The organism is Candidatus Poriferisodalis multihospitum, from assembly GCF_028283155.1.
Lineage (GTDB): Bacteria > Actinomycetota > Acidimicrobiia > Acidimicrobiales > Poriferisodalaceae > Poriferisodalis > Poriferisodalis multihospitum.
In genome coordinates this window covers 1-2,735 of the sequence record NZ_JAPYOK010000111.1, presented here as the reverse complement: position 1 = coordinate 2,735, position 2,735 = coordinate 1, and the positions used below count along the sequence as shown (strand labels likewise).

Here is a 2,735-nt window from a genome sequence, read left to right as displayed (position 1 = left end):
GCATCGGGTTGCCCTCGAACCTGCCGCCGCAGCGCCCCTCGTTCGCCCGGAACTCGGCGATGATCTGCTCATTGAACGACAGCACCTCGCTGTCTTCCATTCCCTTCATCGACATGGCGCACGCGCTCCCGCTGCAATCGATCGACCAGCGAACCCTATGCCATCGCCGCTGTAGGCAGACACGGCGCCGACGGGCCGGCGCTGCATGCCGGCTGTCATTGCACTGTTCGTCGCCGTTGCCGTACTCTCGTCGTGCATGCTCGCTTCGAGGACGCATCTGCGCATGGCCGCCGGGCTCGGCGTAGCCGCGGTGCTTGCGGTGCTGCCTGTCGGTGCGGCGTCTGCGGCCAGCGATGTCGCCGGTCCGAGTGCAGAGTTCCCTCGGCGCTGGCATCTCGACTTCTATGCCGAGTGGCTGGCAGGCAGCGGCAGCGAGGCCGACGGCATGCCCGATCCATCCCCTCATACGCCGGCCGCGACCGTCGTGCTGGGTCCTGGCGGGTATCTGTCTGCGGGTCAGTCGGCGATGTCGCCGAACGGTTGGTATCGGCTGACGGCCGAGCGGGGCGGGCGGCTGGTGCTGCGTGCCACTGACGACGGGCTGGGTCGCTACGGCGTCCTGTGGTCGACCGAGCCGGCCCCTTCGGCGATGCCGCTGCTGGTGATGCGCGCCGACGGCGAACTCGTCCTCTACGACACCGCTCATCCCGATTTCGGGGCTGCGGCATCATCTGGGGACGACGCACGGCTGTGGACTGCGGGCACGCGCAGCGAAGCGGGCGCTTCGCTGCTGCTCGGCGATGACGGCGCACTGACCGTTCTCGCACCGCTGGGACAGACCCTGTGGCACAGCGGCAACGCCGCACCCGACGTCGGGGTCGCGGGCGCTCGCCATGTCATCTATGACCGAGGCAGCCAGTGGGTCTGGCTCATCGACGCCGACGGCGCCATGGTGGACAACTACCCGGTCAGCGGGCACGCTGAGTCGCCGCTGCCGGGCCGCTACTCGGTCACGTCGAAGTCGCAGGACGCAATCTCCTACAACTGGCTGGTCACCATGGAGCACATGGTGCGCTTCACCACCGACTCCAACGGGGACAACATCGGCTTCCACTCCATCCCCCGTGGCTGGCGGGACACGCCCGTGCAGACCGAAGCCGACCTCGGCGAGTTCGCGTCGCTGGGATGCGTGCGCCAACGCGACGATAAAGCCGAGCGCCTCTACCAATGGGCCTCCATCGGCACCCCGGTAGTCGTCATCGCCTGAGAACGGCTGCGACGAGCCTGCTGTGTCGTGCTGGCCCCGTCTCGTGTGACACCCCAGCGCGATACTCCGAGTGTGTTCGATCAGGCACGACGGGGCTCGGACGGCCCGCAGATCGACGATGTTCTGAGCGAGATGCGCCGCCAAGCGCACGACAGCGCCGATCTCGGCGGCAGGTTCGAGCGGCTGTGCCAAGGCGTGCTGGGCGCGCTGAGCGACGGCGACGGTCGGAGGGTGTTCGATCGCGTCGATCGGTGGGACGACTGGGCGGGCCGCGAGGGCTCGGGCGGCGGGATCGACCTCGTTGCGCACCGCAACAACGCTCGCGGCGATGATGCCATGGCGATCCAGTGCCACTGCTGCAGCGACAACCGGCTCATTTCGAAGCAAGACGTCGCTTCGTTCTTGGCGCACTCCGGTTCGGCGAGGTTCCGGGCCCGCATGCTGATCCACACGGCAACCGGGCTCAGCGCTGAGCTGCAGCGGGAGATCGACGACCCCCAGAAGCCCTGTCACGTCGTCGACCTTGCGGAGATGCGGCGGTGGAAGCTGGACTGGTGGGCCGTAGCAGAAGCGGTGGGTGCGGCGGCGCTGCCGCATCGGTCGCCGAGTCGCTCGACCGCCGCCGGCCAGCCGGGTAACACCGAGCCGGATAGCTCGGCGGGCTTGCTGCTGCGCAAGGCAAGCCGTTGGCTGCTGAGCAGAGGCGTCGGGGTCGCAGCGATCGCTGCGGGGACGCTCATGGTCTTCTCCGGAGCGGACATGGGCGCTCTGCTCATCATCGGCGGACTCCTGGTATTCGCACGCCGACACGGCACGCACCGGCACACAACCGCACCGTCTGCCAACCCGCCGCCCGGCAGGCGGCACCGCCGAGCATCGTCACGACACCGCTCCCACAGCGACGACTGGAGCGACGACGAGCCGGACTGGGACGACGACGAAGACCGCGACGACGAGTGGGAGCGAGAAGACCGAGAGTTCTGGGCCTTCAGTGAACGAGACCCGGCCGAACGCGACTGGCGGGACCGAAACGACGAATGGGACACAGATGACCGGTGGGATGACACAGACGACGAATGGGACGCAGACGACAGGTGGGACTGGGGCGACGATGAACCGCCCCGGAGGCCGACTTCACGCGGGCGTGGCCGCCGGTCGTCCTGGGAGAACGACGACGACTACATCTGAGCGGCCGGACTCGAATCGTGTGACACCCCAGCGCGATGCTGCACACATGTCTGATCGACGGAATAGAAAAGCCAGAGAACCGTGGGGGCCCGACATCGCAGCGGTGCTCGTGCTGTTCGTCGTAGCCGGATGGCTCGGCCTGCCCCCGACGGGATTCATAGTGCTGGTCTGCGTGGTGGGCGGTGTCGTCGGCTACCGGCAAGGCCGGGCAGAACGACGCACCGGCAGGCGACCCGAAGCGATGAGTCTGCATCGCCGCCAGCGCCCCAGCCGCTCTCGG

The 2,735-nt window shown here is 68.1% G+C and carries 3 protein-coding genes; all 3 read left to right on the top strand.

Annotated features, from left to right (window positions below):
- Nucleotides 1-256: 256 nt before the first annotated feature.
- On the top strand, nucleotides 257-1,267 hold the full coding sequence (locus tag VI480_RS13315) for a L,D-transpeptidase family protein (RefSeq protein WP_323673344.1): 1,011 nt from the start codon (nucleotides 257-259) through the stop codon (nucleotides 1,265-1,267).
- 72 nt (nucleotides 1,268-1,339) lie between these two features.
- Nucleotides 1,340-2,455, top strand: a complete 1,116-nt coding sequence (locus VI480_RS13310; RefSeq protein ID WP_323673343.1) for a hypothetical protein — start codon at nucleotides 1,340-1,342, stop codon at nucleotides 2,453-2,455.
- A gap of 46 nt (nucleotides 2,456-2,501) precedes the next feature.
- Nucleotides 2,502-2,735 (top strand): hypothetical protein (locus VI480_RS13305; protein ID WP_323673342.1); only part of this gene is annotated, 234 nt, incomplete at its 3' end.

Coding starts and splice junctions, on each gene's coding strand:
- VI480_RS13315 (WP_323673344.1), top strand. CDS start 257: ATGCTCGCTTCGAGGACGCATCTGCGCATGGCCGCCGGGCTCGGCGTA.